Origin of the sequence: Stenotrophomonas maltophilia (genome assembly GCF_013464485.1) — a bacterium.
In the GTDB taxonomy this organism is placed as follows: domain Bacteria; phylum Pseudomonadota; class Gammaproteobacteria; order Xanthomonadales; family Xanthomonadaceae; genus Stenotrophomonas; species Stenotrophomonas maltophilia_AW.
The window spans coordinates 96,201-123,172 of the sequence record NZ_RAUX01000031.1 but is presented as its reverse complement, the minus strand read 5'-3'; the positions used below and the strand labels follow the sequence as shown (position 1 = coordinate 123,172).

At 66.7% G+C, this 26,972-nt stretch carries 15 protein-coding genes, 3 tRNA genes and 1 other RNA gene; 13 read left to right on the top strand and 6 right to left on the bottom strand.

Annotated elements, in window-relative coordinates:
* The first annotated feature begins 159 nt into the window (after positions 1-159).
* From D7Y61_RS14460 to D7Y61_RS14450, 3 genes are all read left to right on the top strand, one after another.
* Positions 160-236 (top strand) — tRNA-Asp (locus D7Y61_RS14460).
* A 106-nt stretch (positions 237-342) separates the two neighbouring features.
* Positions 343-419 (top strand) — tRNA-Asp (locus D7Y61_RS14455).
* A 147-nt stretch (positions 420-566) separates the two neighbouring features.
* Positions 567-2,522 (top strand): peptidyl-prolyl cis-trans isomerase, encoded by a 1,956-nt coding sequence (locus tag D7Y61_RS14450; RefSeq protein ID WP_180867027.1) that lies wholly within the window; start codon positions 567-569, stop codon positions 2,520-2,522.
* 211 nt (positions 2,523-2,733) lie between these two features.
* Here the strand turns inward: D7Y61_RS14450 and D7Y61_RS14445 are convergent, their stop codons facing one another.
* Positions 2,734-3,933, bottom strand: coding sequence for a lytic transglycosylase domain-containing protein (locus tag D7Y61_RS14445; RefSeq protein WP_180867024.1), 1,200 nt, complete (start codon positions 3,931-3,933; stop codon positions 2,734-2,736).
* The gene (gene gloB, locus D7Y61_RS14440) at positions 3,930-4,694 is read right to left on the bottom strand and encodes a hydroxyacylglutathione hydrolase (RefSeq protein WP_180867022.1); all 765 of its coding nucleotides are present in this window, start codon (positions 4,692-4,694) and stop codon (positions 3,930-3,932) included. The genes D7Y61_RS14445 and gloB overlap by 4 nt, the downstream gene beginning before the upstream one ends.
* 11 nt (positions 4,695-4,705) lie before the next feature.
* On the opposite strand from gloB, the gene D7Y61_RS14435 reads away from it, so the two are divergent.
* Genes D7Y61_RS14435 through dnaQ form a run of 3 tightly spaced genes read left to right on the top strand, consistent with a single transcriptional unit; the run spans position 4,706 to position 6,552 of the window.
* Positions 4,706-5,350, top strand: coding sequence for a methyltransferase domain-containing protein (locus tag D7Y61_RS14435; protein ID WP_180867020.1), 645 nt, complete (start codon positions 4,706-4,708; stop codon positions 5,348-5,350).
* 13 nt (positions 5,351-5,363) lie between these two features.
* Positions 5,364-5,816: a ribonuclease HI gene (rnhA, locus tag D7Y61_RS14430; protein ID WP_180867017.1), complete on the top strand. Its 453-nt coding sequence runs from the start codon at positions 5,364-5,366 to the stop codon at positions 5,814-5,816.
* 4 nt (positions 5,817-5,820) lie between these two features.
* Positions 5,821-6,552, top strand: coding sequence for a DNA polymerase III subunit epsilon (gene dnaQ / locus D7Y61_RS14425; protein WP_180867014.1), 732 nt, complete (start codon positions 5,821-5,823; stop codon positions 6,550-6,552).
* Positions 6,553-6,614: 62 nt separating this feature from the next.
* On the opposite strand, the gene D7Y61_RS14420 is transcribed toward dnaQ, so the two are convergent.
* Positions 6,615-7,319: a PP2C family protein-serine/threonine phosphatase gene (locus D7Y61_RS14420; RefSeq protein ID WP_180867011.1), complete on the bottom strand. Its 705-nt coding sequence runs from the start codon at positions 7,317-7,319 to the stop codon at positions 6,615-6,617.
* 164 nt (positions 7,320-7,483) lie between these two features.
* Here D7Y61_RS14420 and D7Y61_RS14415 point away from each other — a divergent pair.
* Positions 7,484-7,574: transfer RNA gene (locus D7Y61_RS14415), tRNA-Ser, on the top strand.
* Between the two features lie 605 nt (positions 7,575-8,179).
* Here D7Y61_RS14415 and D7Y61_RS14410 read toward each other — a convergent pair.
* Positions 8,180-11,191, bottom strand: coding sequence for an autotransporter outer membrane beta-barrel domain-containing protein (locus tag D7Y61_RS14410; protein WP_180867008.1), 3,012 nt, complete (start codon positions 11,189-11,191; stop codon positions 8,180-8,182).
* Positions 11,192-11,482: 291 nt separating this feature from the next.
* Here D7Y61_RS14410 and D7Y61_RS14405 point away from each other — a divergent pair, with 291 nt between their 5' ends.
* Positions 11,483-11,887, top strand: coding sequence for a DUF6165 family protein (locus D7Y61_RS14405; protein ID WP_180866994.1), 405 nt, complete (start codon positions 11,483-11,485; stop codon positions 11,885-11,887).
* A gap of 46 nt (positions 11,888-11,933) precedes the next feature.
* Here the strand turns inward: D7Y61_RS14405 and D7Y61_RS14400 are convergent, their stop codons facing one another.
* Positions 11,934-12,980, bottom strand: coding sequence for a glycosyltransferase family 9 protein (locus D7Y61_RS14400; RefSeq protein WP_180866992.1), 1,047 nt, complete (start codon positions 12,978-12,980; stop codon positions 11,934-11,936).
* A 20-nt stretch (positions 12,981-13,000) separates the two neighbouring features.
* On the opposite strand from D7Y61_RS14400, the gene D7Y61_RS14395 reads away from it, so the two are divergent.
* From D7Y61_RS14395 to D7Y61_RS14385, 3 genes are read left to right on the top strand one after another with little or no spacing between them, the layout of a single operon-like run.
* A complete protein-coding gene (locus tag D7Y61_RS14395) occupies positions 13,001-13,750 on the top strand; it encodes a 3-deoxy-D-manno-octulosonic acid kinase (protein WP_180866990.1) in 750 nt (249 codons plus the stop codon).
* Complete coding sequence (locus tag D7Y61_RS14390) at positions 13,750-14,517, top strand: MBL fold metallo-hydrolase (RefSeq protein WP_180866988.1); 768 nt, start codon at positions 13,750-13,752, stop codon at positions 14,515-14,517. The genes D7Y61_RS14395 and D7Y61_RS14390 overlap by 1 nt, the downstream gene beginning before the upstream one ends.
* Positions 14,514-14,903: a DUF4440 domain-containing protein gene (locus D7Y61_RS14385; RefSeq protein WP_180866986.1), complete on the top strand. Its 390-nt coding sequence runs from the start codon at positions 14,514-14,516 to the stop codon at positions 14,901-14,903. Before D7Y61_RS14390 ends, D7Y61_RS14385 begins: the two co-directional genes overlap by 4 nt.
* Before the next feature lie 65 nt (positions 14,904-14,968).
* Here D7Y61_RS14385 and ffs read toward each other — a convergent pair.
* Positions 14,969-15,065, bottom strand: an RNA gene (ffs, locus tag D7Y61_RS14380) — signal recognition particle sRNA small type.
* A 299-nt stretch (positions 15,066-15,364) separates the two neighbouring features.
* Between ffs and D7Y61_RS14375 the strand changes: the two genes are divergently transcribed.
* Both D7Y61_RS14375 and D7Y61_RS14370 read left to right on the top strand, forming a co-directional pair.
* Positions 15,365-15,682: a DMT family transporter gene (locus D7Y61_RS14375; RefSeq protein ID WP_005415486.1), complete on the top strand. Its 318-nt coding sequence runs from the start codon at positions 15,365-15,367 to the stop codon at positions 15,680-15,682.
* Between the two features lie 357 nt (positions 15,683-16,039).
* A complete protein-coding gene (locus D7Y61_RS14370) occupies positions 16,040-26,932 on the top strand; it encodes an autotransporter-associated beta strand repeat-containing protein (RefSeq protein WP_180866984.1) in 10,893 nt (3,630 codons plus the stop codon).
* Positions 26,933-26,972: the final 40 nt, after the last annotated feature.

Genomic DNA, 26,972 nt, shown 5'->3' with positions numbered 1-26,972 from the left:
AGCGGTAGTTCAGCTGGTTAGAATGCTGGCCTGTCACGCCGGAGGTCGCGGGTTCGAGTCCCGTCCGCTCCGCCATTCAACGAGGCCTCCGGCCAAAAGCTGGAGGCTTTGTTTTCTCCCCGGTCCAGGCCGGTTGGAAAACAGGAAAAGCAACAATGCGGAGCGGTAGTTCAGCTGGTTAGAATGCTGGCCTGTCACGCCGGAGGTCGCGGGTTCGAGTCCCGTCCGCTCCGCCATTGCAGAATTCTTAAGTCCCTGTGAAAAAACTTTGAAAAAAGTGTTCATCGGGCTGGGTTTCCAGAGAGTCTTCGACTATACTGGGCACCTGCAAAGTTTCAGCGCGGAGCGGTAGTTCAGCTGGTTAGAATGCTGGCCTGTCACGCCGGAGGTCGCGGGTTCGAGTCCCGTCCGCTCCGCCAACTCTAAAAGCCCTCGGCGAAAGCCGGGGGCTTTTTCTTTGTGTTCCCGTGAAGTGGTGCGCAGGCCGCGCCGGTGCTGCTTTTGGTCCCTGCAGCGAAGCGGGTTACACTGCTGGGCTCGCCAATCAGGCCTTGCGATTCCTCACCATGCTGCAGAAACTCCGCGACAAGACCTCAGGCTGGATCGTCACCGTGATCCTGGGGCTGCTGATGATTCCGTTCCTGTTCGTGATCGACAGCAGCTACCTCGGTGGCGTTGGCGCACAGAACGTGGCCAAGGTTTCCGCGCCCCCGACCTGGTGGCGTTCGGCACCGTCGTGGTGGCCGGTACGCATGCTGTGGCAGCACCATGAGATCAGCGCGCAGGATTTCCGCACACGCTTCGAGCAGGAGCGCATGCGTGAGCGCCAGCAGCAGGGCGAGAACTTCGACCCGCGCGCGTTCGAAAGTACCGAGAACAAGCTGGCCGTGCTCGATCAGCTGATCGACGAGCAGGTCGTGCGCCTGGTTGGCGAGCAGGCCGGCGTGGTGATCGGCGATGGCGCCGTGCGCGAGTACATCGCCACCATCCCGGCGTTCCTCGACGCGAATGGCAAGTTCAACGAGAACAACTACCGCCTGGCCCTGGCCGGTGGCAACCCGCCGCGTACTCCCACCCAGTTCCAGGAACTGGTGCGTGAGAGCCTGCAGCAGTCGGTGATTCCGTCGGGCCTGCAGAACTCCGGCTTCGTCACCCAGTCCGAGACCGAGCGCCTGCTGAAGCTGCTGGGCGAAACCCGCGACGTCGAGCTGGCCGCGCTGCCGGAAGTGCCGGCCGATACCGCGCCGGTGACCGACGCGCAGATCAAGCAGTGGTATGACAGCCATGGCAAGGATTTCCGCCAGGCCGAGAGCGTGTCGCTGGAGTACGTCGAGATCAACGGTGCCAACCTCCCGGCACCGGCCGCCGCCGACGAGGCCACCCTGCGCAAGCGCTATGAAGACGAGAAGGCGAAGTTCACCTCGCCGGAACAGCGCCAAGCCTCGCACATCCTGATCACCGGCGACGGTGCCGAAGCGAAGGCCAACAAGATCGCTGCCGAGGCCAAGGCCGCCGGCGCCGATTTTGGTGCCCTGGCCAAGGCCAACTCGGAAGATCCGGGTTCCAAGGACCAGGGCGGTGACCTGGGTTGGGTCGAACGCGGCGCGATGGTGAAGCCGTTCGAGGACGCATTGTTTGCGGCCAAGGCTGGCGACGTGATCGGTCCGGTCAAGACCGACTTCGGCTACCACATCATCAAGGTCGCTGCGGTGCGCGGTGGCGAAGGCAAGTCGTTCGAAGAAGTGCGTGACACACTGGCCGCCGAACAGCTGAAGGCCGATGGCGAGCGTGGCTTCAACGATCTGGCTGGCGGCCTGGTCGACGCCATCAACAAGAGCCCGAGCGATCTGGCCGCTGCGGCCAAGGATGTGGGTCTGCCGCTGCAGACCCTGGGCCCGATCACCCGTGCAACCGCCAGCGGCATCGCGGCCGACCCGGCCGTGCTGCGCGCTGCCTTCTCCGACGTGCTGGTGCAGGACGGTACCGCCAGCGATCCGATCGCTCTAGGCGGCGCCACCAACCACAGCGTGGTCATCCGCGTGGCTGCGCACACCCCGGAGCAGGCGCTGCCGTTGGACAAGGCCCGCGAGCAGGTCATTGCCGCGATCCGTGCCGACCGCCAGCGCCAGGCCAGCGACAAGGCCGCCGACGCTGTGCTGGCCAAGTTGAAGGCCGGCGCCACCCTGCAGTCGCTGGCGGCCAGCGAGAAGCTGCAGCTGAGCCCGATGCCGGGCCTGCCGCGCAGCCAGCCGGTGCCGACCCCGGAAATCAACCGCGCCATCTTCAGCGCGCCGGTGCCGGCCGAGGGCAAGCCGAGCTATGGCAAGGTCGACGTCAACGGCCACGCGCTGCTGTTTGCGGTGAACAAGGTGAACCCGGGCGACATCAAGGAAGTGACCGCCGAGCAGCAGAAGCAGTTGAAGGATCAGCTGAGCCAGATCGATGGCATGGCCGCCGCCAAGGCCTACATCGAGGCGATGCGCAAGAAGTTCGTGGTGCAGACCACCGAAGCGAACCTGTAAGCCTCGCGGCGGGCAGGACGAGAAAGGCCCGGCAATGCCGGGCCTTTTTTGTCTTCGCGTCGTTTGTGGCGCGCTTGAGCCTTGGTAGTGGTCGAGCTTGCTCGACCGCCTTTTGTAGAGTCGAGCCGTACTCGACTGCATCTGCAGGGCGCGGACATGAAAAAGCCGAGCATGGGCTCGGCTCTACATGGCGAGGCGCGTGGCCTGACCGTCAGTCCTCGACGCGCAGTACCGCGCCGGGCTTCAGCACGCTGCTGCCGCTCAGGCCGTTCAGCGACAGCAGGGCCTTTACCGGCATGCCGTAGCGGCGGGCGATGGTCCAGGCCGATTCGCCATCACGCACGGTGTGGCGGCGGCTGCGCGGACGATCGGCGATCGCGGCAACGGTCTTGGAGACCTGCGGCGCCGGTGCGGCGGCGGCGACCGGTGCGGTGCTGGCCACCAGCGTCGCCGCTGATTCCGTCACCGTCGCATTGGCGGCCGAGACCGGTGCCAGCACGCGGGTGGTGCCCGAGGGGCGGCCACCGGAGGCCAGGGCGGGGTTGAGGCGGGCGATCCTGGCAGGGTCCAGGGCGCGCTGTGCGGCCCACTGCTGGACGCTGGTGCCCGCGGGAAGGGTGTGGTCTTTCAGTACAGGCACGGTGCGGTCCAGCGAGGCCATTACACGCGGCTGGTCTTCCACGTCTTCCAGCACGCAGGCCAGGGCATGCAGCTTCTCGACATAGGCATGGGTGACCGGCGACAGGCCGGGCAAGGCGGAAGGCTTGGCGTTCTGCGCGTTCATACCGGCCTTGCGCATGGACTGCAGTACGCGGTACTCACCAGCGTTGTAGGCCATGGTGGCCAGGCGCCAGTCGCCGCCGAACATGCCGTGCAGGGTCTTCAGGTAGCGCACCGCGGCCTGGGTCGAATCGACCGCCGACAGGCGGCCGTCATAGCCGTTGGCCATCGGCACGCGGTGATTGCGCGCGGTGGTGGCGATGAACTGCCACAGGCCGGTCGGGCCGCTGCCGTTGCGGGCATTGGGCCGGTAGCCACTTTCCACGAACGGGATCAGCGCGAACTCGGTGGGCAGGTTGGCCTTGCGCAGCTCTTCGACCACATAGCCGAACAGCACCAGCGCATCGTCATCCTGGTTGGCCAGGCGCGAGGGGGCGTGCGCGAACTGCTTCTGCCAGCGCGGGCTGGTGGCCTCGGCGTCGCAGCTGGGCTCGGCCAGGCCGTCGCGGAAGCTGGTGAAGATCTCCTGGCCGTTGCGCACCGAGGCCGCTGGCAGCGCGGACGGGTCCAGCGGCAGGGCTGCGGCAGCGGTCAGGTTCTGGCTGATGCCGGCGCCCAGCGACTGCGCGCCCGCAGTTCCGGCCAGCCCCAGGGCAAGGCCCAAGGCCAGCGGCAGACTTCGGCGCATCATGCGCGGAAGCCGTCTTTCCAGTGCCGGAGACCGGCCATCACGTCGACGTCGTCAACGACGTCACGGCCCAGGTGTGCCGACACCGACGCACGGACCGGCGCAGCGTGCACACGCAGGAAGGGATTGCAGTCGAATTCGTTGGCCAGGGTTACCGGCAGGGTGGAACGGTCATCGCGGCGCATGGCCAAAGCCTCCTCTTGGCGCTGCCACAGGGCAGCGTTGGCGGGGTCGACATGCCGCGCGAAGACGGCATTTGACACGGTGTACTCATGGGCGCAACAAAGCAGCAGTTGCGCGGGCAAGGTACCCAGCTTGCGCATCGATGCCAGCAGCTGGGACGGCGTACCTTCGAACAGACGCCCACAGCCCAGGCTGAACAACGAATCTCCGCTGAAAAGATGTTCAGCAGTGTGAAACGCGATGTGGCTGCGGGTATGCCCGGGCACGGATAGTACGTGGAACGTCCGGCCCAGTGCCTGAACGCGTTCACCTTCGCCGGCCCGCTCGGTCGCGGTGGGAATGCGTTCCTCGACCGGCGCGACGACCCGCACGCCGGGGAAACGTGCCTGCAATGCCGGCACACCACCGATGTGATCGTCGTGGTGGTGGGTGAGCAGGATCGTGTCCACGCGCAGGCCCTGATCGGCCAGCGCAAGCACCGGCGCGGCATCGCCGGGGTCAACGACAACGGCGGTGCCATCGTCGTCGATCAGCGTCCAGATGTAGTTATCCGCAAATGCGGGCAGGGCAGTCAGTCGCATAGAATTGGACCATGCCCGCGCTGCAGAGCACCCGTCAAGCGAGCCAGACCCCGTGGTTCGACAGCGAGCCGGCGGCAGTCCTGCGCGTTCTGGAACGGCAGCTGCTGCTTCCTCAGCTGTCGGTGCTGCCGGCGCAGCCCTGGTTGTGGATCGCGCCAAGTGCCACCTGGCTGGATGATGCGCAGCTGGGCGGGCGCGGTCTGCGCCTGTTCCGGCAGGGGCAGGGCTATGCCGGCGATACCCGGTGTGCATTGCCGCTGCCGCTGGCCAACGAAAGTGTCAACGCGGTCGTGCTGCAGCATGTCACCACAGGCGATGCCGACCAGCTGCTCGACGAGTGCGAGCGCGTGCTGATGCCGGGGGGCCATCTGTGGCTGAGCAGCCTCAATCCGTTCAGCCCGTATCGCACGCGCTGGCGCCAGCATGGGTTGGTGGTGCGCACGCCACAGCGGATCCGCCTGCTGCTCGGCCGTCATGGCCTGGAGTGCGACGACATGCATTACCTCGGCCCGCTCTGGAGCGGTGCCGGCAGTCGTCGCCCCGGAGGCTGGGCGCCGCTGCGCGCGGCCTGCCTGTTCCACGCGGAAAAACGCACGCTGGCCCTGCCCGGGCCGAAACCGCTGCCGGTGCGCTGGCACGGCACCGTAGCTACCTGATTCTGGAGTTGTATTGAAAACCATCGAAATCCACACCGACGGATCCTGCCTTGGCAATCCTGGCCCCGGCGGCTGGGCTGCACTGCTGCGCTACAAGGGCCACGAGCGCGAACTGAGTGGTGGCGAAGCACATACCACCAACAACCGGATGGAGCTGATGGCGGCCATTTCCGGCCTGGAGACGCTGACCGAGCCGTGCAACATCGTGCTCTACACCGATTCGCAGTACGTGCGGCAGGGCCTGACCCAATGGATGCCGGGGTGGATCCGCAAGAACTGGAAGACCGCCGGCGGCGATCCGGTGAAGAACCGCGAACTGTGGGAGCGCCTGCATGCGGCCACGCTGCGGCACCAGATCGACTGGCGCTGGGTGAAGGGGCATTCCGGTGATCCGGACAACGAGCGTGTGGACACCATTGCCCGCAATGCGGCGATCCAGATCCGCGATTCCAGCCCGGTAAACTGAGCCCATGCGTCAGATCATCCTCGATACCGAAACCACCGGCCTGGAATGGAAGAAAGGCAACCGCATCGTCGAAATCGGCTGCGTGGAGCTGTTCAAGCGCCGCCCGACCGGCAACAACTACCACCAGTACATCAAGCCGGACTGTGAATTCGAGCAGGGTGCGCAGGAAGTCACCGGCCTGACCCTGGAGTTCCTCGCTGACAAGCCGGACTTCGCGCAGATCGCCGACGAGTTCCTGGCCTTCATCGATGGCGCCGAGCTGATCATCCACAACGCGGCGTTCGACCTGGGCTTCCTCGACAACGAGTTGTCGCTGCTGGGGCCGCAGTACGGGAAGATCGCCGACCGCTGCACCGTGGTCGATACCCTGGTGATGGCGCGCGAGCGCTTCCCGGGCCAGCGCAATTCGCTGGATGCGCTGTGCAAGCGGCTGGGCGTGGACAACTCGCATCGTGCGTTGCACGGCGGCCTGCTCGATGCGCAGATCCTGGGTGATGTGTACATCGCGCTGACCTCGGGCCAGGAAGAGATCGGCTTTGGCCTGGGCGACGACGACGGCGGTGGCGCCGGTGCCGCGCTGCAGGCGTTCGATACCAGCAAACTGCTGCCGCGCCCACGCGTGGTGGCCACCCCGTCAGAGCTGGAAGCGCACAGTGCGCGTCTGGAACGACTGCGCAAGAAAGCCGGCCACGCCTTGTGGGATGGCCCGAAGGTGGAAGAGCCCGCCAGCGCCTGATCATCCAGGCATGGCGTGGATCTACTGTAGAGCCGAGCCCATGCTCGGCTCATGCGCGAGGCTCAGTGGCAGCGCACCAGGATCACGCTGATGTTGTCGCGGCCACCGCCGTCCAGCGCGGCGGCGACCAGCGTGTCCACGCATTCCTGCGCGCTGGCATCGTCGAACGCCAGGGTGCGGGCGATGCCCCGGTCGTTCACTTCCTCGGTAAGGCCGTCACTGCACAGCAGCAACTGCATGCCCGGGCGCAGCTCGCCGCTGGTGGTGGCCACGTTCAGATGCGCCGGATCAGTGACGCCCAACGCCTGGGTGACCACGTTGCGATGCGGATGCGCGCGCGCCTGTTCGGCAGTCAGGTTGCCCTGCGCGACCAGCTCCTGCACCACGCTGTGATCCTGGCTGAGCTGCGCCAGTTGGCCATCACGCCACAGGTAGGCACGGCTGTCGCCGACCCACGCCACTTCGTAACGGTTGCCCTGCACGCGCGCGGCGACCACGGTGGTGCCCATCGGCAGGGTATCGTTGCGCCGGCGCGAGGCGCGGATGATCTCTTCGTCGGCGGTGCGGATGGCCTGCGCCAGCGTCGCACCGCGGCGGATCTCGCGCACGATGGTTTCGCGCGCCAGCGCGCTGGCCACTTCACCGCAGGCGTGCCCGCCCATGCCATCGGCCACCAGCCACAGGGCCAGCTCGCTGTCACCGTAGTAGGTGTCCTCGTTCAGCTCGCGGCGCATGCCGGGGTGGGTCAGGTGTCCGAATTCGATCATGGGAGCTGGGGCGGGGTGTTGCCGGGGAGACAGGCATCATCGGGTGGCTGCACGCATCCGGCAAGGCATGCGCTCAGGAAATTTTCACTTCGTTGGCCGGAATGACTTGTCGTCGGCCATACTTCCTCGTATGATGCGCGTCCCCGGTCCGCCGGGGACCACCCGGAGAGGTGGCAGAGTGGTTGAATGTACCTGACTCGAAATCAGGCAGGCGTTTATAGCGCCTCGGGGGTTCGAATCCCCCCCTCTCCGCCAGATAAAGAAGAAAGCCGCCCACTGGGCGGCTTTTTTCTTGGCCAACGTTCGGGAGATGCAGGCGGTTGTTGCAGTGATCGACACCTCTGATGCGGGGGGATGAGAACCCCCGACGGGGTTCGACGGTTCTGCAGGAGCAGAACCGGACAGCCGTAGGCTGGCCCTGGAGCGCGTAGCGCGGAAGGGTCGGGTGCATGGATGCACCCGACAATCCCCCCTCTCCGCCAGATAAAAGAAAAAGGGCTGCCGAAAGGCAGCCTTTTTMTTTTATCTGGCGCGGGACGCGCCGCGCGTTGCCGTGCAACGCGTGGGCCCCTCCCTTTGCCTGCCTCTCCCCGCCCCTGTCGGGGCAGCCCCTCAACAGAGGGGCTTGTTCCGCCAGACAATTCCATGCGTGGCGGATGCAGTGATTACTTGGATGAGTTCGGTGATCTTCCTCTCAACCGGAGAGGCGGGCTGCCGAAAGGCAGCCCTTTTTCTTTTATCTGGCGCGGGACGCGCCGCGCGTTTCGCACGTCGCCCCACACGTTGCCCGCTAGGGGCGGTGTGTGAGGGATGGCCATTCGCACAGGGTGGGAACCATGCCCTGTGCGAATGGCGTGTGCTCAGAACGTGTAGCCCAGCCCCAACTGTATGCCGTTCTGGGTCTGGCCGTCGCGCCGTTCGCCCACGTAATCAACCATCACCGACAGGCGTTTGCTGGCACGGCTGGTCACGCCGAGGTTCCAAGCCAGGACCTGCTCACCGACGGTCTGGCTGCTGGCACTGAACAGCAGGTCCGGGGCGGCGGCGAAGCCGTTGCTGTAGCGGGCCTGGGTATCGCCCAGCTCCTTCTGCCAGACCACGCGGGCACGAGGGGTGATGCGCTCGCCGTTGTTGCCGTCGAAGGTCCTGAACAACTGCAGGCCGGCGCCCACGCGGATGCTCTCCAGGCTGCCACTGCGGCCGACCAGTGCGGCCGCGTCCCGGCCTTCGTTGAAGTGCGTGGCCGAGGTGCGCGTGTAGTCGATCACCGGCAGCAGCGGCTGGATCACCACGCCGTTGCCGATGGCGAACGAGAACGCATGCTCCACGCGTGCGGATATCGCGTCGTTGCTGTACTTCGCATGCAGCGGAGCCTGCAGGCCCTCGATACCCTCGATGCTGCGACGGGTGTCGTGGCGAAGATCGGTGTAGCGGATGGCGGCGGTCAGGTAGCCGCGCGAATAGAGTGCGTCCACGTAGCCGCCGATATCCAGCGCGCGGACATCGCCGCTGAATCCTGCACCTTCGCTGGACCGGGTCGACATGTCGGCCGCAGCAAGGCTTACGCCCAGTGTCACACGGTCGTCTGCCAGCCGGGTATCGGCACCGAGCACGATGCCGCCGATGGTGTGGCTCAGGCCGGCTACGCCAGCATCACCCGCGACACGGCCGTGGCTGGCGAACCCCCGCGCCCAGAAGCTGCGGTTGCGTGCGTCGCCCGCATCACTGCCCGCATCTGCCGGTGCGACCAGGTGCATCGCCAGCTGGTTGAACAGGCGACTGCCGGTCATTGCCGATTGCGCCGAGGCCGTCTGCGCGGCCTGTGCTGCCAGGCCGTCCGCATCGCCACCGCTGCGCGATGCCGCCTGGTGCTGCTGCACGACGTTGCCGATGCTGCCGACCAGTGCGGTATCGGCCAAGCGCAGGCTGGCATGTGCGTCGCCACGCAATGCTCCCGCCTGGCGCGCGATGTCATCGCGGTCAGCGAACTGCAGGGCGCCCAGCAGTCCGCTCATCGAGGAAGTGCGCTGTTCAGCCGCCTGTTGCAGTGCGATGCCCAGGCCGTCGCCGGAGGGGGCGTTGCCGAACAAGCGTGTGTCGTCGAAGGAGGGATTGGCGGTCAGCCACAGGCCGCTGCCGGTCTGGTTGACAGTGAAGCTGAGCAGTGAATTGTGGCGAGGGCGGAATACCGCGCCGGGGGCGGTGAGGTCCACCGCGCTGCCGGCCTCGCCACTGCGCTCGACGTACTGGAAGCGCCCCTCGATGAAGTCCGACACCGGCGCTGCGCGGGTCAGGGTATCGGGCGTAGCGGTGCGGCACCACAGGCCGGCGTACTCACCGTTCGACGGGCCGCAGGGGGCGACGGGCAGCTGCAGGGCGCTGGTATCGACCTGGGTTCCCACCAGGTGGTTCTGCTGCCCGGCCGGGAAGAACGCCTGCTTGACGTCCAGCGTCAGCCTGGCGGTGGGGGCAATGCTCAGCACGGCGCGGTTGATGTTGCCGAGCAGATTGTAGTCACCCGCACGCTGGTCCTCATCGACCAGGAAGTAGCGGGCTTCTTCCAGTGTCAGCGCCGGTGCGGTGCGCTGGCTGTCGACCTGGAAGGCCAGGTTCGCGCCGTCATTGAGGTTGATGTAGCGACCCTTGCCGATCCGGAAGCGTTCGCTGGTGAACACGTCGTCGCCACCCGGCGCGAGTGCTTCCAGCGAGTAAGGGCGCATGACGATGCCGGACGGTGCGAGCGTTCCGCCCTCGTTGATGTCGATCGTGGCATTCAATGAACCGTGTCCGCTCAGCACGCCGCCGCGTTCGATCACGGTCAGGCTGCGCAGTGCGCCCTGCTGCAGCTCGATGCGCCCGCCATTGCGGGCGCCAATGGCTTCGGCGTGGTGGATCCAGCCATTCTGCTGCAGGCGCAGGGTGCCGCCATCGGCCACCACATACTGGGCAGCGGAAGCGGTATCCAGCGACCAGACGCCGCCCTTGCCGATGCGGATCACACCGAAGGCGTCGTCCAGCCGGATGTCCGGGGCCGATTGCTGGAAGTAGCGCAGGTTGGCCAGCGCATTGGTGTAGCGCCCGCGCACGGCCAGGTTCGGATTGAGGTCTCCGCTCACGTCCTTGTCGATGGAAAGCACGTCGCCGGGCTGGACGTAACCGGCTTCGGTAACGACGCGATCACTGTAGAAGGTAACGCCGGGATACGCGGTGCAGTTGCCTGCCGCGCTCTGGTCGCGGGTCGGGCAGAAGCGCGTGGCCACGGCCGCCACGTTCGGGTCGAAGTAGCGCAGGAAGCCCGACTGCTGGGTCAGTTCATAGTGCGCCTGGACGATGCGCGCTTCGATGACCGCGAAGTCGGTCGGGCCGAACATGTCCCGGTAGTACTTGATGTACTTGTCCTGCCCCGGGTAGGGGGTGGGGCCGTTCGGGCCGGATTCGCCATGGATGCCCAGCACCGTCTCCGTGTAGTTGCCGTGCGCCGGCAGCAGGCCGAACTGCGTCACCTTGCGCTTCACGCCGGCAACGAAGGCGTCGGCGCAGGCCGAGTAGCAGCCGCCGTCCAGTACGGTATCCAGCCCATGCTGGCGGATGATGGCGCCCATGCCCACGCCACCGGAGGCGGCCCCGCCCGGCGAGTTGCGGAACACCACCTGGCGCAGCGGCGTACCGCGGGCTTGCGCGGCCAGGATGTAGGCCTCCAGCGTCTGCGGATCGGTCGCCAGCACGTTGCCGGTGTAGTAGAGCGTGTCTCCATTCACATGGAAGGCACTGGCATGGGCCTGCGGCGCGGCAGCGATACCGAGAAGTGCTGCGATCAGGGCACTGCCGAGGACGGTAGCGCGACGGGTGGGGAGGGCGGGATATCGATGCATGCGGAGTTCCACGGAAAGGAGTGAAGTGCGGTTGCCGCCCCTTTCCCGCTGCGTGAACACGCTGATGCGGCGTGGTATCAACGCGTTGCAGCGTGGGCAGGGCGGGKCGCGCGCGCTCGGCCGTTGGACTGGCCGGGCGAGGAGGGCGGCAGGCCGCCTCTCCAGACCGCTAACGCAGGTGCGGGGGGTTCTCCCCCAGTCATCGCACTCGGGCGCCCATGCAGGCGCCGGGGCGGAGCGTTCGCGCCGCGCGGGTTACCATGTGCGCATCACTTGCTGGAGCCTTCCCCCATGAGCGCTGAAATCCTCGTCCCCGTGTCCTTCGGCGAGCTGCTGGACAAGATCTCGATCCTGCAGATCAAGTCCGAGCGCATCAGCGACGGGGGCAAACTGGCCAACGTGCGCAAGGAACTGTCGGCGCTGGAGCAGACCTGGATGGCGCACCCGGCAGCGGTGAAGGACATCGCCCGCCTGCGTGCCGAGCTGAAGGCGGTCAACGAGCAGCTGTGGGACATCGAGGACGACATCCGCCTGAAGGAAAAGGCGCAGGCGTTCGACCAGGGCTTTGTCGACCTCGCGCGCAGCGTCTACCTGCGCAACGATGAGCGTGCGCGCATCAAGAAGGCGATCAACCTGGCGCTGGGCTCGGCGTACGTGGAAGAGAAGTCCTATCAGGATTACGCGCAGCGCGGGTGAGGTAGACCCGCCGGGCGTGGCCCGGCGCTACCGATGATCCATCGACTCAGCTGAGGTGGTCCGCCACGTAACGTTCGAAGGCCGCGATGCCGTCTTCGACAGTGATCAGCTCCATCACATCGTCGAACTCGATCTTGGTGCCCCATTTCAGATCGGTGGCCTGCTTGGCCAGATACTTGCGCGCGGCATCGTCGTAGCGGTCCACGCAGTAGCGGCGGTCCGAATACGGGCCGCTGCGGTTCGGGTTGCTGGCCGCATGCAGGCCCAGCACCTTGGCACCCATCGCATTGGCGATGTGCATCGGGCCCGAGTCCGGGGTCATCACCAGATTGGCACGGGCAAGCAGGGCAGGCAGCTGCTTCAGCGTGTCTTTGCCTACCAGGTCCAGCGCCGGGGTATGCAGCTGCGCCTGGATGGCGTCGGCCATGCTGCGCTCCAGTTCGCTGCGGCCACCGCACAGCACGACCTGCCAGCCGCGGGTGGTCGCGTGATTGGCCACGGCGGCATAGCGGTCGGCGTACCAGTTGCGGCGCACGTGGCTGGAGCACGGCGAGATCATCAGCACAGGGCGGCCATCGTCCTGCCACTGCGCCGCAGCCCATTCGTACGCGGACGGCGGCAAGGCCAGGTCCCAGCTGACTTCGGTCTGGCGCAGGCCCAGCGGCTCGCAGAAGCTGCCGATGGCATCCAGCACATGGATGCCGGGACGGTCGGGAATCCGCTCGTTGATGAAGAGCCCGTGCAGATCCTTGGAGCGGCTGCGGTCGTAGCCGATGCGGCGCTCGGCGGGAATGAAGGCCGACAGCAGGTTGGCGCGGAATGCGACCTGCATCTGCAGCAACGCTTCGAAGCGCCCTGGGGGCAGTTGCCTGCGCAGTTCCTTGACCCCCGCCATGCCGCTCTTCTTGTCGTAGGCATGGAAGGTGACGCCGGGCAGGCCGTCGAGCAGTTTGTGGCCGACCTTGTCGATGATCCAGTGGATCGGCGTGTCCGGACGCGCAGCCTGCAGGGTGCGCACCAGGGGCACCACGTGGGTGACATCGCCGAGTGCGGACAGGCGCAGGAGGCACAAGGAGGAGGACGCTGATGCCATGTGTTGTTAGACTCAATGAAATGGTCGCATTCGACGCCAATGAAGCGCTGACGCCATGCCGCGAGGGTCGCGGCATCGGGGCCATTCTGTTCGACCGCGAGCGGCTGCGGCAAGCCGAGATCGGCCTGTTCTCGCCTCAGCACTGGGGCAGCAGGGCCCGGCCGGTGGGCGAGGGTGGACGTGGCAGTGCCTGGTTCATCGATGCGCCGTTCGGCGCCAGCGTACTGCGCCACTACCTGCGCGGCGGCCTGGCGGCGAAGATCAGCCATGACCAGTACCTCTGGCGCGGCTCGGACCGGACCCGCAGCTTCGCCGAATTCCGGCTGATGCGCGCGCTGCGCGAAAAGAAGCTGCCCGTGCCCCGGCCGATCGCCGCGTTCTACATGCGCGAGGGCCTGCGCTACCGGGCCGCGATCCTGATGGAGCGGATCGATGGCGTGCGCTCGTTGGCCGATCGCGCCCTGGTTGCCGGCCGCGGCGCGCCGTGGGAGGAGACCGGGCGGTTGATCGCCCGCTTCCACCGTGCTGGCCTGGACCATGCCGACCTCAATGCGCACAACATCCTGTTCGATGGCAATGGCCATGGCTGGTTGATCGACTTCGACCGTGGGGTCATCCGCATCCCGGCCACCGGCTGGCGCGAACGCAACCTCAAGCGCCTGCTGCGCTCGCTGATCAAGCTGCGCGGCGAACGCAGCGTGGAGGATGTACAGAAGGACTACGCGCGGCTGCGGCGCGCCTATGACATGGCCTGGAACCGGGGCACCTGATGGACTGGTCGTTGCGTTTCCTCGGCGTCGGCAACGCGTCGGCGGTCGAGCTGGGGTCGCCGATGTCGGTGATCGAGCGGGACGGGCGTCCTTGGCTGACCATCGACTGTGGTGGTGAAGGCTTGACCGCGTTCAAGGCGCACTACGGGCATATGCCGCAGGCGCTGTTCGTCACCCATGTGCACCTGGACCACGTGGCTGGCTTCGAGCGGCTGTTCGTGGATACCTTCTTCAGCGCGCACCGGCGCGGCAAGGTGCGCCTGTACGTGCCGGCCACCGTCGTGCCGCTGCTGCACAAGCGCATCGGTGATTACCCGAACGTGCTGGCCGAGGGCGGTGCCAACTTCTGGGATGCCTTCCAGCTGATCGTGGTGGGCGATGCGTTCTGGCATGAGGGCGTGCGTCTGGAAGTGTTCCCGGTGCGTCACCACTGGCCGGAGACGGCCTACGGCCTGCGCCTGCAGGGGGCGCTGACCTGGAGCGGCGATACCCGGCCGGTTCCGGAGATGCTGGCCCGCTTTGCCAGCGACAACGAACTGATCGCCCATGACTGCGGCCTGCATGGCAACCCGTCGCACACGGGCGTGGACGACCTCGAGCGTGAGTACAGTGCCGAGCTGCAGTCCCGGATGATGCTCTACCACTACGCCAGCGTGGCCGATGGCGTGGCGCTGGCGGCACGTGGCCACCGTGTGGCGCAGCCGGGGCAGTGCGTGCGGTTGGCGAGCCCGACGGCGCCGCACGTGCTGGTACAGGATCCGCCGTGAGCGGTGCAGGCGAGCCCGCAGATGCGGCGCTGGCCGCCGAACTGGTACATCTGGAACGCGCACTGCACACCCCGCAGGTGCGCGGTGACCGTACGCGTCTTGCAGCGCTGCTGGATGGGGATTTCAGCGAGATCGGCAGTTCCGGTCGGTGTTACGACCGTGCAGATGCGCTGGCGGAGATCCCGCTGGAACGCGCGCAGGTGCGGATCGAATCGGATCAGTACGCAGTCTCGCTGCTGACGCAGAACCAGGCCCAGGTGCGTTACCGCAGCCGCTACTACCTCGATGGCCAGCCGCAGGGCTGGGTGCTGCGCAGTTCGCTGTGGCGCCGGCACGTACAGGGATGGCGGGTGGTTTTCCATCAGGGCACGCCGGAAGCGCAGTAGCGCGGCGAGGGGCGCCAACCAAGGTTGGCCGCTACCAGTGACGGGCGTCGCCGGAAAAGGCGATGGCCCCGCCGGCTGACCTCGGCGCCCGCGTCGATCGATACCGTTGCTGCCTTCCGGCCCTGGCGGGGTTTTCGACCTAGCGTCGCGAGGGGCCGACGGGGCCACCATAGAGACGTTGGCCGCCCGGAGGCGGCCAGTTCACGGATCAGGGGAAGCAGCGCAGGGGGCGCCAGAGACCACAGCCGGACTGCACATCGGTTGGCCGATGGCAGACGCGCATTCTAGCGCAGGCACGCATGTCGGCGCCAGCTTCACGCGCTGAATCGGCTGTAACCCGTTCCCGCCCGCGACGACCCGGGCCAGCCGCCGTTGCTAGAATGCCGGCCAGGAGGAACGGCCTCCCCCACATCGGGAATCAAAGACCAGGACGGCCTGGCCCTGCCAAGAGGAGGGCCGTCATGGCCTGGATCTATCTGTTGTTCGCCGGCCTGCTGGAAATCGTCTGGGCCGTGTCCATGAAGCAGTCCGAAGGCTTCACCAGGCTCACTCCCACCGTGGTCACGATCATCGGAATGATCGCCAGCTTCTGGCTGCTGGCCGTGGCCATGCGCAGCCTGCCATTGGGTACCGCCTACACGATCTGGACCGGCATCGGCGCCGTCGGCGCGTTCGTGGTCGGCATCGTTTTCCTGGGCGAACAGGTCAGCCCGATGCGGATCGGAGCGGCGGTGCTGATCGTTTCCGGCCTGGTGCTGATGAAACTCTCGAGCAGCTGAATGTATTTGGTTGGGCGGAGAAGGGAATCTCCGCCTGCTGAAGGTATATGCATTTTCGGCAAAACCATTTTGTCCGCCCGTTTTATTTGACGTGCGTCATGAAAATACCGCGCGTGATTCACATGCCGCTGTCGCCTTCGGCCGCACAGTGCCGCCATTCGTCATGCGAAATCGGGGAGTTTTCGCCTTGACGGGCGCGTTGGCCTGCCTGTTCCAGGTGCGGTCGCGTGAAGGTGTGAAGATTTTAGGAAGTTAATGAAGCCAGGCCTTGTTCCCGTGCCGGGAGCCAGGTTGGGCCGCATTGTCTTCAAAAAAACTGCCTGCAGTGCCATCTGGTCTTTTCATGGAGATTTACCGATGAACCGCATTTACCGTCTGGTTTTCAATCGTGCCCTCGGCGTAATGCAGGTTGCTTCGGAGGTCGCCCAGAATCCCGGCGGAAGCGCGGTCACATCGCCACGTTCGCCCCGGTTGAGAACCCACCAGCTTGCCATTGCCCTGGCTGCCACGCTGGCCAGTAGTTCGGCGTTCGCAGCGTGCACGGGAACCACCACGGTCAGTTGCGATGGCGCGACCAACATCACCAACTACGTCAATGGCACCAGCGGACTGACCCTCAACATCGCCAGCGGCGCAGTGTTCAGCGTGCCGCCGCTGCTTGGCGGCAATGCGGTGACGCTGACCGGCAGCAACACCACCGTCAACAACGCCGGCACGATCGATCCGTTCCTGACCGGTGGGCTGAGCCTGGCCGCTGCCGGCCTGGTGGTCGGCAACAACACGGCCGGTGGCAGCGCGATCACGGTCAACAACGAGACCGGTGGCCAGATCAAAGGCATCTTCAATATCGGCACCCTGCTCGGCTTCGGCGGCCAGGCCGTGACCGCGCAGAATGCTGCCGGTGGCACGACCACCCTGGTCAACGATGGTTCGATCGGGATGTCGCTGCTGGGCCTGGGACAACTTGCAGATGCAACGTCGGTGGTGACCTACGGTGGCGCGCAGGCCAACGTAACCAACCGCGGCAGCATCACGGGCCGTGTCGGCCTGGGCGCTTCGGCCGGAAATACGTTCACCAATGCGGGCACGGTCAGCGGCAGCGTGCATCTGGGTGATTCCACCGGTGGCAATACCTTTACGGCCGTGGCCGGGTCCAGCGTTGCTGCGGGTGGTGGCCTGGCAGCGGCAGGCACGCTGATTGGCGTACCCGGGGTGAGGGTTGCCGCTGCAGGAACCGTCAATGCCGGCGCAGGTGCCGGTGCGGCCAACAACACGCTGGTGCTGCAGGACAATGCCGGCAACAACGGACCGGCCACCAGCATCGGCTGGAGCAACTACCTCGGGTTCCAGAGGCTGACGGTCAACAGTGGCACCTGGAACCTGCAGGGGCCGTGGTCGGGAACCGGCGCGATCACGCTCGGCGGCGGGCTGGTCAACTTCAACAGCAGCACGTCGTTCGGCTCCGGGCTGTTCACCGTCAATGGTGGTGCCATCGCTGCCGGCGGCGCGGGCCTGTCCCTGGGCAACAACTTCACCCTCAACAACGCGTTGACCCTGGGCGGGACGCAGGGCTTCGCCTTGAATGGCGTGCTGACCGGTACCGGCGGCCTGACCGTCACCAACACGGGTGTGGTGACGCTGGGCGGCGCCAACCTGTTCGGCGGTGGCGTCAACCTCAATGCCGGCGGTCTGGTGCTGGGCAATGCCGGCGCGCTTGGCAGCGGCAACCTGACCGTCGGTGGCAACGCCTCGCTGGATACCACCGCCGGCTTCGTCCTTGGCAACAATCTGGTCGTCAATGGCGGCGGTTCGCTGAACCTGCTGGGTAGCAACGCGCTGTCCTTGAACGGCTCGATTTCCGGCGCCGGCAATCTGATCAAGAGCGGTGCCGGCACTCTGACATTGAACGGCAGCAATGCGCTGACCGGTGCCTTCAACCTGCTCGGCGGCGCGTTGGCGCTGGGCCCTGGCGGCAGCCTGTCATCCACCGGCGCAATCAACGTAGGTGTTGGCACCAGCCTGGATCTCTCCGCGGCTGCCAACCAGACCATCGGCTCGCTGGCCGGCCTCGGCGGCACGGTCAACCTGGGCAGCCGCACGCTGACCCTCGGTGGGGTGAGCGATACCAGTTATGCCGGCACGTTCGCCGCAGGCACCGGTGGCCTGATCAAGCTGGGTACCGGGGTACAGACCCTGTCCGGTGTCAACAACCTCAGCGGCGGCGTCGCACTCAACGGCGGTGGCCTGCTGCTGGGCAACAACGCCGCGTTGGGCAGCGGTGCGCTCAGTGTCGGTGGCAACGTGAGCCTCGATGGCATTACCGGGCTGTCGCTGACCAATGCGGTGACGCTGGGGGCAGGCGGGACGCTGAACCTGCTGGGCAACCAGGCACTGACGCTCAACGGTGTGATCGACGGCGTAGGTGGGCTGACCAAGAATGGCGCGGCAACACTGACGCTCAATGGTGCCAACACCTTCGGTGGCGGGCTGGCATTCAATGCCGGCAACCTGGTGCTGGGCAATGCCGGGGCGCTGGGCACGGGGGCACTGAATGTCGGTGGCGTGGTCACGCTGGATACCAGTTCGGCACTCAGTGTGGGCAACGGCATCAATCTGGGCGGCGGTGCATCGCTCAATGTTCTCGGCGGCAATGCGCTGACGCTGGGCGGTGTCATCACCGGCGCCGGCAGTCTGGTGAAGAGCGGAGCGTCGACGCTGACCCTGAGCGGTGCCAACACCTACACCGGCGGCACCGCCATCAATGCGGGCACGCTGGCGATTGGTGCCGGGGGCAGTCTGGCCGCGACCGGTGCGGTCAATCTTGGTGGCGTCGGTGCGGTGCTGGATCTGTCTGCCGGCGGCAACCAGACCGTGGGCGCGCTCAGTGGCGTGGCCGGCAGCACGGTTTCTCTCGGCACCAATACACTCACCTTCGGTGATGCCACCAACCAGACCCTTGCCAGTGTGATCACCGGCACCGGTGGTCTGGTCAAGCAGGGGGCCGGCACGCAGACGCTGAGTGGGGCCAATACCTTCAGTGGAGGCCTGGACCTGGCGGCGGGCGGACTGCTGCTGGGCAACAACGGTGCGCTTGGCACTGGTGCGCTGAACGTGAGCGGCAATGGCTCCCTTGATGGCAATGCCGCGCTGAACCTGAGCAATGCAGTGAATCTCACCGGCTCATTGACGCTTCTGGGCAGCCAGAACGTAACCTTGAGCGGGATCGTTGCCGGTACTGGCAGCCTGATCAAGAATGGCGCATCACTGCTGACGCTGAGCGGAAACAACACGTTCGGTGGCGGGCTTTCGCTCAACGCAGGCAGCCTGCTGCTGGGCAACAGCGCCTCGCTGGGCAGCGGCACACTGAGTGTCAACGGTGCGGGCACGCTGGATGGGGCCACGGCGCTCAACCTGGGCAACAACGTGGCGCTGGGCGCCGGCGCGTCGCTGACGCTGCCGGGCTCGCAGGCCATGACACTGGGCGGTGTGGTGTCGGGTGCGGGCAGCCTGATCAAGAACGGTGCCAGCACACTTACGCTCAATGGTGCCAATTCCTTTGGCGGCGGCCTGGCACTGAACGGCGGTGGCCTGCTGCTGGGCCACACCGACGCGCTCGGCACGGGGGCATTGAATGTCAGCGGCAACGCCACCGTCGACAGCAGCGTTGCGCTCACCCTGGGCAATGGCGTGAACCTGGCAGGTGGCTCGGTACTGGACCTGCTGGGCAGTCAGGACGTGACGCTGGGTGGAGTCATCGCCGGCACCGGCGAGCTGGTCAAGAACGGGGCTTCGACGCTGACCTTGAATGGTCCCAATACGTTCTCCGGCGGCGTGGGCCTCAATGCCGGCGTGCTGCGGCTTGGCAATGCGGGTGCACTGGGCACGGGTGCACTGGATGTGGGAGGCAACGCTTCGCTGGATACCACCGCCGCATTGACCCTGGGCAACACCGTCGGCCTGGCAGCGGGTGCCAATCTGACGCTGCTCGGCAGCAATGACCTGACGCTGGCTGCGCCGGTGTTCGGCGCGGGAGGTCTGATCAAGGACGGCGCGGCACGCCTGACCCTGGGCGGCGCCAACACCTATGCCGGTGGCACCACCATCAACAACGGCACGTTGGCATTGGGGGCCGGTGGCAGCCTGGCGGCGGCTGGCAGCGTCACCCTTGGCAACGCTGGAGCGGGCTTCGATATTTCTGCCGCCGGTGCAAACCAGACCATCGGCGCATTGAGCGGCGTGGCCGGTACCACGCTGGCGCTGGGTGCCAACTCGTTGACCTTCGGCAGCAACGCTGCTGCCGTGTTCGATGGTGAAATCAGCGGCACCGGTGGACTGGTGAAGACCGGCACCGGCATCCAGACGCTGTCTGGCGCCAATGCGTTCAGCGGCGGGCTGGCACTCAACGGCGGTGGCCTGCTGTTGGGCAATGCCGGTGCGCTGGGCACAGGGGCACTGGGAGTTGGCGGTGCGGTCAGTCTCGACAGTACGCTGGCGCTGAACCTGGCCAACGCGGTGAACTTCGGTGCCGGCACGCAGTTGACCCTGGGCGGCAGCAACGACGTCACGCTGGGCGGCGTGCTGAGCGGCAACGGCAGCCTGGTCAAGAATGGCGTCGGCCTGTTGACCCTCAACAACAGCAACACCTTCGGCGGTGGCCTGACGTTGAATGGCGGTGGCCTGGTAGCGGGTGCCAATGGTGCGCTGGGCACTGGCGCGCTGAATGTATCCAGCAGCACCACGCTGGACGCGGGTGCTGCGGTGACGCTGGGCAATGCGGTGAATCTCGGCTCGGGCGTCGCACTGACCCTGCCGGGCAGCAATGCACTGACCCTGACCGGTGGCGTAGCCGGCAATGGCAGCCTGATCAAGGGCGGCAGCGCCACACTGACACTGGGCGGTACCAACACCTACACCGGTGGCACCACCATCAACGCCGGCACGCTGGCACTGGGCATCGGTGGCAGCCTGGCCGCAGCGGGTGATGTCACCCTCGGCGGCGCAGGTGCGGGCTTCGACATCTCCGCTGCGGGCAGCAGCCAGACCATCGGTGCGCTCAACGGTGTGGCCGGCACGACCGTGACCCTGGGTGGCAACTCGCTGACCTTCGGCACCGCTGCCAACGGCGCGTTTGATGGCGTGATCAATGGTGGTGGTGGCCTGGTGAAGGTGGGTGCAGGCGTGCAGACCCTGTCCGGCGCCAATACCTTCGGCGGTGGCGTCTCACTCAATGCCGGTGGCCTGGTACTGGGCAATGACGCGGCGCTGGGAACCGGAACGCTCACCGTGGGGGGGGCATCCACGCTGGACACCACCGCGCTGGCGACGCTGGCCAACAACGTTGTGCTCAACGCCGGGTTGACCGTGCTGGGCACCAACGCGCTCACCCTCAACGGTGTGCTTTCCGGCACCGGCAGCCTGACCAAGAACGGCGGCGCAACGCTGACCTTGAACGGCATCAACACCTACACCGGCGGTACCAACGTCAACGCCGGTACGCTGGCGCTCGGCGCCGGCGCCAGCCTCGCAGCAAGCGGCACCGTCAATCTCGCCACCGGCGCAACGCTGGACCTGTCCGCCGGCAACGGCACGCAGGTGTTCGGTACGCTGGTCGGCAACGGTACGGTCAACCTGGGTGCCAACAACATCGAAGTGGGCAGTGCGGCCAACGGTACCTTCAGCGGTTCGATCGCCGGTACCGGTGGACTGACCAAGGTCGGCAGCGGTGTTGAAACACTGACCGGCACCAATACCTACACCGGTGGTACCACCATCAATGCGGGTACGCTGGCGCTGGGCGCCGGTGGCAGCCTGGCCGCGACCGGTGCGGTGAACGTGGCCGCACCGGGTGCGGGCTTCGACATCTCTGCCTCCGGCGCCAACCAGACCATCGGTTCGCTGTCCGGCGTGGCCGGCTCGACGGTCAGTCTGGGCATCAACTCGCTGATCCTCGGCGGTGGCGGCAGCAGTACCTTCGACGGCGTGATCTCCGGCACCGGCGGACTGGTGAAGAACGGTGCCGGCATCCTCACCCTGGGTGGCGCCAACCTGTTCAGCGGTGGCCTGGCCCTGAACGGTGGCGGCCTGGTGGTCGGCAACAACAGCGCGCTGGGTACCGGTGCGCTGAACGTGGGCGCCGACGCGACGCTGGACAGCAGTCTGGCGGTGACGCTTGGCAATGCCATCAACCTCACTGCCGGCGCCGACCTGAACCTGCTAGGCAGCAACGCGCTGACCCTCGGCGGTGTCATCAGCGGCAGCGGCGGCCTGATCAAGAATGGTGCGGCCACGGTGACCCTGACCGGCGCCAACACCTACACCGGCGGTACCACCATCAACAGCGGCACACTGGCCATCGGCCCGGGTGGCAGCCTGGCCGCCAGCGGCGCGGTGAATCTTGCCGGTGCCGGCACGCTGGATATCTCCGGTGGCGGCAACCAGAGCATCGGTTCGCTGGCGGGTGTGGCTGGCAGCACGGTGGCGCTGGGCGGCAATTCGCTGACCCTGGGGGGCGTAGCCGACAGCACCTACAGCGGCGTGATCAGCGGCAGCGGCGGACTGATCAAGAACGGTTCCGGTGTGCAGACGCTGACAGGTGCCAGCACCTTCAGCGGCGGTGTCACCCTCAACGCCGGTGGTCTGGTGGTGGGCAACAACGCAGCGCTGGGGACCGGCACGGTCACCGTCGGCGGCAATGCCACGCTCGATTCCAACAGCGCAATCACGCTGGGCAACAACTTCATTCTCAATGCTGGCCTGACCGTACTGGGCAGCAACGATCTGACCCTCAACGGCAACCTCAGCGGCACCGGCTCGCTCACCAAGGAAGGCCTGGCGACGCTGACCTTGAACGGCACCAACACCTATACCGGCGGCACTTTCATCAATGCCGGCACGCTGGCGCTGGGGGCCGGGGCCAGCCTGCATGCCAGTGGCATCGTCAACCTGGCCAGCGGCGCGACCTTCGATCTGTCGGCCGGCGCCGGCACGCAGGTGTTCGGCACGCTGGTCGGCAACGGCACGGTGAATCTGGGCGCAAACACGCTGACCATCGGCGATGCCAGCAATGGCACCTTCGGCGGCTCCGTGGGCGGCACCGGTGGGCTGATCAAGGAGGGCACCGGTACCCAGACCCTGACCGGCACCAACACCTTCACCGGCGGCACCACCATCAACGCCGGCACGCTGGCCATTGGCGCCGGTGGCAGCCTGGCGGCGACCGGTGCGGTCACCCTGGCCAATGCCGGCACCGCGTTTGATATCTCCGCAGGCGGTAACCAGAGCATCGGCTCGCTGGCGGGCGTGGCGGGCTCGAACGTGTCGCTGGGCGGCAACACGCTGACCCTCGGCGGCGTCGGCAACACCACGTTCAACGGTGTCATCGGTGGCACCGGCGCGTTGATCAAGGACGGCGCGGGCGTGCAGACGCTGGGCGGTGCGAATACCTTCACTGGCGGTGTCACCCTCAATGCCGGCGGGCTGGTGGTCGGCAACAACGCTGCGCTGGGCAGCGGTGCACTCACCGTGGCGGGCAACGGCTCGCTGGATGCCACTGCGGCGGTGACGCTGGCCAACAACGTCGCTCTTGGCGCGGGTGCGAATCTCGACGTGCTGGGCAGCAACGACCTGACGCTGGCCGGTGCGATTTCCGGCGCGGGCGGTTTGATCAAGAACGGCGCAGCCACGCTGACCCTGACCGGCGCCAGCAGCAACACCGGCACCACCACCATCAACAGCGGCACGCTGGCGGTGGGAGCGGGCGGGACATTGTCCGGTGCCAGCACGGTGAACCTGGCCGGCACCGGTACCCTGAATATCAGCGCCGGTGGCAACCAGAGCATCGGGGGGCTGGCCGGTGTGGCCGGCAGCACCGTCGCACTGGGCGGCGCAACGCTGACCACCGGCGGCAACAACTCCAGCACCACGTTCGCCGGCGTGCTCAGCGGTAGCGGTGGGCTGGTGCAGAGTGGTACGGGCACGCTGACCCTGAGCGGCAGCAATACCTACACGGGCGGTACCACCATCAACGCTGGCAGCACGCTGCAGATCGGCAATGGTGGCAGTAGCGGTTCGGTGCTGGGCGACATCACCAACAACGGCGCTCTGGTCTACAACCTCGGTACCACCGCAACGGTGGGCGGCGTGGTCAGTGGCAGCGGCGGCCTCACCCAGGCCGGCAGCGGCACGCTGGTGCTGACCGGCAACAACACCTACACCGGCGGGACCACCATCAACGCCGGTGGCACGCTGCAGGTCGGCAACGGTGGTGCGACCGGTGCGATCGTCGGTGACATCACCAACAACGGCGCGCTGGTCTCCAACGTGGCCGGCAACACTACGCTGGGCGGCACCATCAGCGGCAGCGGCGGCCTGACCCAGGCCGGCGCCGGCACGCTGACCCTGACCGGCAACAACACCTATACCGGCGGCACCACCATCAACACCGGTGGCACGCTGCAGGTGGGCAATGGCGGTGCGACCGGTGCGATCACCGGCAATGTCACCAACAACGGCAGCCTGGTGTTCAACGTCGGCGGCAACACCACGGTCGGCGGCACCATCAGCGGCAGTGGCGCGCTGACCCAGGCCGGTACCGGCGTGTTGACCCTGATCGGTAACAACAGCTACACCGGCGGCACCACCATCAACACCGGTGGCACGTTGCAGGTCGGCAACGGTGGCGCCACCGGCACGATTGCCGGTGACATCATCAACAATGGTGCGCTGATTTCCAACGTGGCCGGCAACACGCTGCTTGGCGGCACCATCAGTGGCAGCGGTGGCCTGACCCAGGCCGGCAGCGGCACGCTGGTGCTGACCGGCACCAATACCTACAGCGGCGGCACGACCATCAACACCGGGGGTACGCTGCAGCTGGGCAATGGTGGGGCGACGGGTTCGATCACTGGCGACATCACCAACAACGGTACGCTGGTCTCCAACGTGGCCGGCAACACCACGCTGGGCGGCACCATCAGCGGCAGCGGCGGCCTGACCCAGGCCGGCAGCGGCACGCTCACCGTGACCGGCAACAACACCTACACCGGGCCGACCACGATCAACGCAGGCGGCACGCTGCAGGTCGGCAATGGCGGTGCCACCGGCGCGATCGGCGGCAACGTCACCAACAATGGCAGCCTGGTGTTCAACGTCGGTGGCACTACCACGGTCGGTGGCGCCATCAGCGGCGGCGGTGGCCTGACCCAGGCCGGCAGCGGCACACTGATCCTGGGCGGCAACAACACCTACGCCGGCGGCACCACCATCAACACCGGCGGCACGCTGCAGGTCGGCAATGGCGGCGCCAGCGGTGCCATCACCGGCAACGTCAGCAACAACGGCAGCCTGGTGTTCAACGTCGGTGGCAACACCACCGTCGGCGGCACCATCAGCGGCAGTGGCGGCCTGACCCAGGCCGGTACCGGTACCATCACGTTGACCGGCAACAACACCTACACCGGCGGCACCATCATCAATGCCGGTGGCACCGTGCAGGTGGGCAACGGCGGGGCCAGCGGATCGATCACCGGCAACATCACCAACAACGGTGGCCTGATCATCAACACCGGTGGCACCACCACGCTGGGCGGCGCCATCAGCGGTGGCGGCAGCATCGTGCAGGCCGGCCCAGGTGGGCTGAACCTTGGCGGGAACAGCGGTGGTTTCAGCGGTACCGGCCAGGTCACCGGCGGTGACCTGAATGTCACCGGCAACATCGGTGGCCAGTGGACCATCGGCAACGGCACTACGCTGTCCGGTACCGGCACCATCGGTGGTACCGGCGGTGGTGTCACGGTGTCCAGTGGCGGCGTGCTGTCGCCGGGCAATGGCCCGGGCAACAGCGGCGGCGCGGGCAATGGCACCGGCACCATCGCGGTCGGCGGCAATCTGACCCTGTCGCCGGGCAGCACGCTGGGCATCGACCTGGGCGCCACCGGCAGCGATACCGTGCAGGTCGGCGGCAGCGCGAATGTGGGCGGGAGCACGGTGCAGGTGAACACCATTTCGCCGAGCACCAGCTACCAGCAGGGCCAGCAATACACCGTGGTCAATGCCGGCGGTGGCGTGAACGGGCAGTTCGCCTCGGCGACTACGCCGTCGGCCTTCCTGACCATCACCCCGGTCTACACTGCCAATACCGCCAACCTGAAGATCGACGTGGCGCAGACCGCGGCCTTCACCACGGCGGCGAACACGCGCAATCAATTCAACACCGCTGCAGCGCTCGACAGCCTGCCGCAGAGTGGTTCGGCACTTGGCCTGTACAACACCGTGCTGATGTACGACGCCGCGACTGCGCGCAGTGCATTCGACCAGCTGTCGGGTGAAGTGCATGCGGCCAGCCGTGCGGTGCTGCTGTATGACAACTATCTGGAAGAGGGTATCCGCCAGCGCCTGGGCAGCGAGCTGCCGACGGTGCGGGGCGAGCGTACTTCGGCTTGGCTGGCCGGCAGTGGCAAGGTGTTCCGTCAGGACGGTGATGGCAACGGTGATGAGATCCGCGCCAACCGCAATGCGCTGATGGCCGGCGTAGACTGGCAGTTGGGCGAGCATGCGGTGCTGGGTGTCGCCGCGGGCAACCAGCGCCTGGATACGCGCCTGTACGATCGCAGCTCGCGCGCCCGTCTGCGTGGCAATACCTTCGGCCTGTATGCGCAGGGGGGATGGAACAACGGCTTCGCCGTCGGTGGCAGCGTGTCGCGCGGCGACTACCGTACGCGCACCACGCGTGAGGTGCCGCTGCTGGGCCAGACCTTGTACAGCCGCCAGGACTCGGATGTGACCATCGCGCAGGTGGAGGGCAGCTGGACCTGGACCCATGGCAAGACCCAGCTGCAGCCGTACGTGCAGTTCACCAAGCACTGGGTCGACAGCGATCGCGCAGTGGAGCAGGGTGGCAGCGCCGCGCTGGAGCTGGAGAGCGGCAAGGACACGCTCAATGTCAGCACCGTGGGCGTGCGTGGCCGCTGGGACGTGGGCAGCGGCGAGCGTTTCCCGGCGCAGCTGACCGTAGGCCTGGGCTGGCAGCATGCATCGGGTGACACCGATGTGGCCAGCCGCAACCGCTTTGCGGTCGGCGGCAATGCCTTCGACGTCTACAGCGCGGTGATGGCACGCAATGCGCTGGTCAGTCAGGTCGGTGTGGCGGTTGGGCTCGGCCGCAACAGCCAGCTGTCGATGTTCGTGCAGGGCCAGCACGGCGATGGCCGCCGCGATGTTGGCGGGCAGATCAACCTGCGCGTGGGCTTCTGAGGGGAGTAGGGCAGCAAGGGATCCACGCGCGGCGTGGATC